The sequence below is a fragment of the Pseudoalteromonas sp. SG44-8 genome, from assembly GCF_014164125.1.
Taxonomy (GTDB): Bacteria; Pseudomonadota; Gammaproteobacteria; order Enterobacterales; family Alteromonadaceae; genus Pseudoalteromonas; species Pseudoalteromonas rhizosphaerae.
In genome coordinates this window covers 1-7649 of the sequence record NZ_JACJEQ010000055.1, presented here as the reverse complement: position 1 = coordinate 7649, position 7649 = coordinate 1, and the positions used below count along the sequence as shown (strand labels likewise).

Genomic DNA, 7649 nt, shown 5'->3' with positions numbered 1-7649 from the left:
GCGAGCTAAATAAAGCGCTAACTGCGTTATAATTTTTTCAAGTAGAACAACTACATGTCAAAATTTACGCCTTGTTATCACTGTATTTATCTGTCGCTATAAATGGTCAGTAACTTAACACGATTAGTATAATTCCTTTTCATGGGGCACACAATTATGATACTAAACCATCTTTGGGGCATATATGCCCATCCACTCGAAGAGTGGCAAACAATAGATAACCGCCACGAGAGCTTAACATATAGCCTATCACATATATTACTTATAGCGTTGTTTCCATCTGCAATGGGTTATTACTCATCGGTTTATTTAGGCTGGAGTATCGGGGCTGGTAATCCGGTATTTTTAACCCACGATAGTGCAATACTGATTGCTGCAGCTATGTATGGCGCTTTAATTGTGGGTGTGTTTGCGCTGGCTTATTTAGCACATTGGATGGCTGTTACTTTTGGTGCAGAACCAACCTTTACCCAAACCTTAGAACTTGCAGCGTATACTTCAACACCAGTATTTATGTCTGCACTAGCGGCATTTTGGCCAGAACTATGGTTTGTTGTATGTGTGGGTTTGGTCGCTTTAGGCTATTCGGTCTACTTACTGTATACCGGTGTGCCCATTTTGATGCATATACCGCAAGAGCGTGGCTTTATTTACGCAAGCTCTGTGGTAACTTGCGGACTAATTTTACTGGTGATTATTTTAGCTGTCACCGCCATATTGTGGACCAACGGTATCGTAAGTCCAACCTTTACATGATACCTAGTTCAACGTTAGAAGCTGTAAAATGTAGTATAAAGTAGTGTTATTATTTTCTTTCCTTCGCAAAAAAGGAGCTAAATTTAGCTCCTTTTTTATTTCGCTAGGCAGAGATTAATCTGAGCCGTTTTCTTCTTGATTATGTAACTCTAAACCAGAAGACATGGCACTTTCACGACTACTTTTTGCCGAATCATTACGCAGCTGTTCAATACGATTCAAATAATTCTGATCGATACCACCGGTAATATATTGGCCATCAAATACTGATGTTTCAAATCGTGTAATTTCTGGGTTTTCCTGCGCTACGGCAGCAATCAAATCAGGTAACGATTGGAAAATCAAACCATCAGAGCCAATGCTTGCATTGATATCTTCAACTTCACGTCCATGGGCAATCAACTCAGCCGCAGATGGCATATCAATACCATACACGTTCGGAAAGCGAATTTCAGGTGCAGCAGAAGCAAAGTAAACGTTTTTAGCACCAGACTCACGCGCCATTTCAACAATTTGTGCTGAAGTAGTGCCACGTACAATCGAGTCATCAACTAGTAATACGTTTTTACCTTTAAACTCACGGTCAATTGCATTGAGCTTTTGACGTACTGACTTTTTACGCATTTCCTGACCAGGCATGATAAACGTACGACCAATGTAACGGTTTTTAACAAACCCTTGGCGATATGGCAGATTAAGTACGCGGGCGATTTCCAATGCCACATCACATGATGTTTCTGGGATTGGAATAACAACATCAATATCTTTATCAGCCCATTCGCGAGCAATTTTTTCGCCAAGCTTAGTGCCCATATTTACACGTGTAGCGTAAACAGACATGCGATCGATATTTGAGTCTGGACGTGCAAAGTAAACAAATTCAAAGATACATGGCGAATAAGATACTTTATCTGCGCATGTTTGTGAGTAAAACTCACCGCCTTCAGTAACATATATCGCTTCACCAGGAGCGACATCACGCACAAATTCAAAACCATCAGTTTTTAACGCAACGCTTTCAGAGGCAAACATATACTCGGTGCCATTTGCAGTTTCACGTTTACCAAACACTAATGGACGAATACCATTTGGGTCACGAAACGCGATAATACCATGGCCAATTACCATAGCGATGGTGGCATAACCGCCTTGAACTTTATTTATAACTTCGGTGATACCGTTAAAAATATCTTCAGGGTCAAGATGTAGTTTATTTGGTTTACTTAATTCATGAGCCATGATGTTAAGTAAAATTTCAGAATCTGAGGTTGTGTTAACGTGGCGACGTGCTTCACAGAACAATTGCTCTTTAAGCTGCTCTGCATTGGTTAAGTTACCGTTGTGTGCTAAAGCAATACCGAACGGTGAGTTAACATAGAACGGCTGCGCTTCAGACGAGCTAGAAGAACCTGCTGTCGGATAGCGTACATGGCCGATACCAATAGTGCCTTGTAAACGCTTCATATGACGGGTGTGAAATACATCTTTCACTAAGCCATTTGCTTTGCGTAAACTAAAGGTGTTGTTTTCAATGGTAATGATGCCCGCGGCATCTTGGCCACGGTGTTGCAAAACAGTTAAGCCATCATAAATCGCCTGATTTACAGGAGATGTTCCGACTATTCCAACGATACCACACATGAAATTTTTCCTCGCCGATTAACGGTTGACCGAATTTAAAAAGCTAGAGTTATTTTCGAGGTATGAAAAAAACCACTCAACAACAAAGCCAAATTCTGGGATCAAAATAGAGTTACCCCACCAGTGCGTATTGGGTGCACCAGTAAAAGCATCAAGAAAGAAGAGTAACGCGCTCACGACCAACACGCCACGAAGTGCACCAAAGACAATGCCGAAGACACGGTCTGTGCCAGACAAACCAGTACGTTGTACAAGTTCACCTAGAAGGTAGTTTAACAATCCGCCTAACAATAGCGTCGCAAAGAATAATATGGCAATGGCCGCTGCATTTCTTAAAAGGGGTTCAGAAATACTTGTTAGGAATGATGCTAAATATTGGTAAAACAAGCTAGATATGATAAATGCGCCAGCCCACACAGCCAAAGACATTGCTTCTTTTATAAAGCCACGAATTAAACCGATAATAGTAGACAGTACAATAATGCCAAAGATGGCGTAATCAACCCAGATCATATGAACCAACTAGTCGTTAATTTGGGGCGCATTCTATAAGAGGTCAGCACTAAATGCCAGATCATTTTGCTACTTCAAATTGGGTAACTTTTCCGTTAAGTTTAGTAAGTGCTTTTAATTCAGGGAGTTTGCTCTCAAGCTGGGCTTTATCAAGCGACGGACCCACAAAAACTTTGGTTAAAGTACCATTTGGTGTTTTAACTGGACGGGTAAAGGTTTTAAACCCTTTGTCACTTAGTTTAGCTTGTAGCGATTTTACATTCGCACTATGCGAAAAGCTCCCCAACTGAATTACATATGCCATTTTCGATAAATTTTCTTCAGGCTTACGTGATGGCTCAGACTTTTTTTCAACAGGTTGTGCTGTAGTCGTTGCTACAGTAGTTTGCTCAGTCGATGCTTCAACCATTTTTTTCGCTACTAGCGTCGTCTCTTCAACCGCATCAGAGGAACTTGAGAGTAGGTCATCATCTGGCAATATATCTTCCTCAGGCTCTTCGTTTGGCTGTTGTGCGTTAGCCACTTGATCATCTATTGAATCTTGCAAGTCAATAGTTGTGAACTCAGGACGTTCCGGAATGGCTTTAAAGCCTTCTTTGTAATGTACTTTTTCGCCATCAAGAATATTAGGAATAAACACGATAGCTGCAATCACCACAATAGTTGTGCCGACTAAACGATTTATAAAGCCTGAGTTCACCTGATTCCTCTCTATTTTTTCCAATAATTGATAGCAGCTGCAACAGTTAAGAAGGAGCCAAATATGATTAACACCGTCTTCTCATCAAGCTGTGGCAACACACCATCAAGTGCGTCTGCAACTGTTTGATATTTTTCAATTGGCGCGCTTGTATGCACATTATCCATGGATTTAGCTAAATTCTCTACTTTATCGCCACGAAAGCAATTAAGTCCGGCTAAACACCACGCATCAACTAACGGGCTAACTTCATTTAATACAGCGACTTTGTCTTTATCAGCCAGCATAGCGACTAACGCATGAACTTTAAAGCCTTGATCTTGCAGGTTAGCTAACTTTTTAGCTAAATAGCGTGCAGATTCAGCATTATGTGCCACATCAGTGTAGACCATAGGTTTGCTGCTTAGTTGCTGAAAACGCCCTTCAACAACTAAATTAGCTAAACAATCACGGATCACTGCCTCACTAGGTAATAAATCTAACACGGCTAATGTGGTTAGTGCCGTTGCCGCGTTTTGGCATGGGATTGATGGTTTAGCAAACTCAAAGTGATGGGCTTGATATTGCCAACTAAAACTTTGCGCATGCTCTTTAAATATAAAGTCTCGCCCAGATAAATGCATCACCGCGTTAATTTCATGACCGTAGTCGGTGACTGTGAGCGGTATATTTAAATCGCCGACAATGGCAGGTGTGCCAGTACGGAATATCCCTGCTTTATCATAACCCACAAGCTCTCGCGTATCACCAAGGTACTCTTTATGATCTAGATCTATGGTGGTGATCACACTGGCAAATGGAGTAACAATATTGGTAGCATCGAAACGCCCACCTAAACCCACTTCTAACAGCACATAATCAACGCTATGGCGTTTAAAAATAGCCAGTGCGCCTAAGGTGCCATACTCAAAATAAGTCAGTGGCGTGTCACCGCGGCCTTGCTCGAGCAAGTCAAACGCATCAACATGAAATTGATCATCAAGCTCAGCGCCATTAATGCGCACTCGCTCGTTATAATGAATTAAATGAGGAGATGCATAGGTACCAACCGAATAACCTTGGGCAAGCAGCAGTGATTCTAAACATCGGGCAGTGGTGCCTTTGCCATTGGTGCCGGCTATTAGAATAATTTTACTTGGGCTATCTAGTAAACCAATGGTATTGGCAACTTTGGCAACGCGTTCTAAACCCATGGCAATATTTGCTGGGTGAACACTTTCTAAATAACAAAGCCAATCATCAAGGCTTGATGATTGGCTAGGAAGATTTTTTGTCATAGCGTGTAATCAGTAAAGCTGAAATTTACGCTACTCTATGCTCTTGTTCCGTAGAAGGCAAGTTCATAAATTTAGCTAGTATGCGGGCAAGTGTGTCACGCATTTCACGGCGATCAATAATCATATCGATGGCACCATGCTCGAGTAAAAATTCACTGCGTTGGAAGCCTTCAGGTAAGGTTTCGCGCACAGTTTGTTCAATTACACGAGGACCCGCAAAGCCGATTAATGCTTTTGGCTCCGCCACGTTGATATCACCTAGCATAGCTAATGATGCTGATACACCGCCCATAGTTGGGTCAGTCATTACTGAGATAAACGGTAAGCCTTGTTCGCTCATCTTAGCAAGTGCAGCACTGGTTTTAGCCATTTGCATAAGCGACATAAGTGCCTCTTGCATACGTGCGCCACCTGAAGCTGAGAAGCAAATTAGCGGCATGTTATGCTCTAAACACTGATCAACAGCATCCACAAAACGTGCGCCAACAACCGATGCCATTGACCCACCCATAAATGAGAATTCAAATGCGACGGCGGCCACTGGAATGCCTTTTAAGCGTCCCTTCATCGCGACTAATGCGTCTTTTTCGCCACTTGATTTTTGTGCGGCGGCGATACGATCTGAATATTTTTTCGAGTCTTTAAACTTTAAAATATCTTTTGGTTCGTGCTGTGTGCCAAGTTCTTGGCGGTCGCCATCATCCAAAAAGTGCTCAAGGCGTTTACGGCCACTCACACGCATGTGGTGATTGCATTTAGGACATACATTGAGTGATTTTTCTAATTCAGCTTTATATAAAATCGAATCACAATCTGTACACTTTGCCCAAACACCTTCAGGGATCTCTTTACGAGCCGAAGACTTTGTTGTTTTAGGTAGGATTTTTTCTAACCAACTCATTTGCAACTCTCTTAATACTATTCTGTGCTTTGCTGCGTTCCTGCCAAATCATTATTGACAGACAAATTTTTTCAATTAAAACATGAATTCCACACAGGCGGTATAAAAAACTGGTCTTAGTAGTGAAATGCCTGCAAGGTTATGTTTAATTTATCACCAATTAACCATTCACATCCGTTAAGAATAAAGGGCCAAGTGGTGTCGACGGAATTTCAAACCGCGCCGGATAGTCAACATCAACTAAGTATAAACCTGCCGCCTTTGCCGTCGCACTGGCTTTGGCTCGCTCTTTTAAATCAAGTAACTCTTTTAGCCACACAGGTTGCTGCTTATGAATACCAATATCGGTTAAGCAACCGGTAATGTTACGCACCATGTGGTGTAAAAATGCATTAGCCTTAATATCAATAATCACATAACTGCCTTGACGCTCAACCGACAAGTGATGAATAGTACGTGTAGCAGTATTCGCTTGACAATGCAAAGCTCTGAATGACGTAAAATCATGCTCACCTAATAGATATTGACATGCTTCTTGCATTTTAGTTTCATCAAGTGGGTGATGAAAATGCGTAACGCCTTCATTTAATATTGCTCCTCGAAAGGCGTTATTGTAAATAACATAACGATAACGACGAGCAGTAGCACTAAAACGTGCATGAAAATCATCACTCACCGGTTTTGCATAGCGAATAGCAATATCTTTCGGTAGCAAGGTATTCATACCCATAGTAAATGCAACCATATCGCGTTCAGCATCGGTATCAAAATGCACCACTTGCCCAGTGCCATGCACGCCGGCATCAGTGCGTCCAGCACAGACTATTTCAACTGGATGATTACAAATACGCGAAAGCGCGGTTTCTACTTCTTGTTGTACGCTATTTACATGCGATTGACGTTGCCAACCACTATAACGGGCGCCGTTGTACTCAACTCCAAGTGCTACTCGCATAATTACTGCTTTACCTACTGTGCTAATGAACGGGGCATTTTATGCTATCTGACGCTGCAATAAAAGTGACTCTATACAAATTAAGCGCACAGCAGCCAAGCGACCTTTTTTCTATTGCTAAAAAAACGGGGAGTAAACTAAATTTACTCCCCGTTTTAACTATAAATGCAGAAACAACTTACAGTAATTTTGCTTTTAAGCTTTGTGCTTCTTCTTGTACTTCTTCGGGACCATTTGCTATCACTTCGTCAATAGCGTCAAGGGCTGCATCCATATCCCCTATTTCAATATAAGCACGTGCTAAATCAAGTTTTGCAGAATAACCGCCACTTTCAGCATCAACATCAGTTGGGTTATCTCCAGCAAGTAAGGCATCAAACTCACTTAATCCGACATCCATATTTACATCATCATAAGGTTCATAATCTAAGCTTGTATCATCACTTTGTTCAATCAAAGCATCAATATCGACGAATTCATCCGCAACGATGTCCTCATTTGTTGATGCATTCACGTCTTCACTTAATTGCTCAGCCGACGGCATATCATCAGGTACTGAAAGCTCTTCAAGTGTAGCAAGATCTTCACTAAGTAACGCATTGAAATCAACTTCAAACTCGCTGCTATCATCTATTTCTAAAGACTCAGGTTCAGCCAACTCACTAAGCAATGCATCAAAATCTGTTTGGGTGAGATCAGCCATAAAATCATCATCAAGCTGATCATCTGACAACGATTGTTCCAGTGGATCTTCAAGTTCAGTCGCGAAATCACTACGATATTCATCTTCTAACGCATCTGTAAGTTCATCTTCAACAACTGGTTCATCTTCAACAACTAGTTCGTCTTCAACAACTGGCTCGTCTTCAGCAATTAGCTCTTCTTCAGCAACTAGTTCGTCTTCAG

General features: G+C 41.5%; 8 protein-coding genes. 1 reads left to right on the top strand and 7 read right to left on the bottom strand.

All coding sequences use genetic code 11. The annotated features are described in order from the left end of the window. Positions 1–156: 156 nt before the first annotated feature. Positions 157–756 (top strand): Yip1 family protein, encoded by a 600-nt coding sequence (locus H5163_RS20750; protein WP_145241488.1) that lies wholly within the window; start codon positions 157–159, stop codon positions 754–756. Positions 757–870: 114 nt separating this feature from the next. On the opposite strand, the gene purF is transcribed toward H5163_RS20750, so the two are convergent. The 7 genes from purF to H5163_RS20715 form a co-directional block, all read right to left on the bottom strand. After that, positions 871–2397, bottom strand: a complete 1527-nt coding sequence (gene purF, locus H5163_RS20745) for an amidophosphoribosyltransferase (protein WP_145241490.1) — start codon at positions 2395–2397, stop codon at positions 871–873. 18 nt (positions 2398–2415) lie between these two features. Further along, positions 2416–2910: a CvpA family protein gene (locus H5163_RS20740; protein WP_182735860.1), complete on the bottom strand. Its 495-nt coding sequence runs from the start codon at positions 2908–2910 to the stop codon at positions 2416–2418. Positions 2911–2971: 61 nt separating this feature from the next. Continuing rightward, positions 2972–3610 (bottom strand): SPOR domain-containing protein, encoded by a 639-nt coding sequence (locus H5163_RS20735; RefSeq protein WP_149980767.1) that lies wholly within the window; start codon positions 3608–3610, stop codon positions 2972–2974. An 11-nt stretch (positions 3611–3621) separates the two neighbouring features. Further along, positions 3622–4887 (bottom strand): bifunctional tetrahydrofolate synthase/dihydrofolate synthase, encoded by a 1266-nt coding sequence (gene folC, locus H5163_RS20730; protein WP_182735859.1) that lies wholly within the window; start codon positions 4885–4887, stop codon positions 3622–3624. Positions 4888–4912: 25 nt separating this feature from the next. After that, positions 4913–5788, bottom strand: a complete 876-nt coding sequence (accD, locus tag H5163_RS20725) for an acetyl-CoA carboxylase, carboxyltransferase subunit beta (protein ID WP_145241496.1) — start codon at positions 5786–5788, stop codon at positions 4913–4915. Positions 5789–5948: 160 nt separating this feature from the next. Continuing rightward, positions 5949–6743, bottom strand: a complete 795-nt coding sequence (gene truA, locus H5163_RS20720; RefSeq protein WP_145241498.1) for a tRNA pseudouridine(38-40) synthase TruA — start codon at positions 6741–6743, stop codon at positions 5949–5951. A 178-nt stretch (positions 6744–6921) separates the two neighbouring features. Continuing rightward, positions 6922–7649: FimV/HubP family polar landmark protein (locus H5163_RS20715; RefSeq protein WP_310736659.1), on the bottom strand; the 728-nt coding region annotated here is incomplete at its 5' end.

Coding starts and splice junctions, on each gene's coding strand:
- H5163_RS20750 (WP_145241488.1), top strand. CDS start 157: ATGATACTAAACCATCTTTGGGGCATATATGCCCATCCACTCGAAGAG.
- purF (WP_145241490.1), bottom strand. CDS start 2,397: ATGTGTGGTATCGTTGGAATAGTCGGAACATCTCCTGTAAATCAGGCG.
- H5163_RS20740 (WP_182735860.1), bottom strand. CDS start 2,910: ATGATCTGGGTTGATTACGCCATCTTTGGCATTATTGTACTGTCTACT.
- folC (WP_182735859.1), bottom strand. CDS start 4,887: ATGACAAAAAATCTTCCTAGCCAATCATCAAGCCTTGATGATTGGCTT.
- accD (WP_145241496.1), bottom strand. CDS start 5,788: ATGAGTTGGTTAGAAAAAATCCTACCTAAAACAACAAAGTCTTCGGCT.
- truA (WP_145241498.1), bottom strand. CDS start 6,743: ATGCGAGTAGCACTTGGAGTTGAGTACAACGGCGCCCGTTATAGTGGT.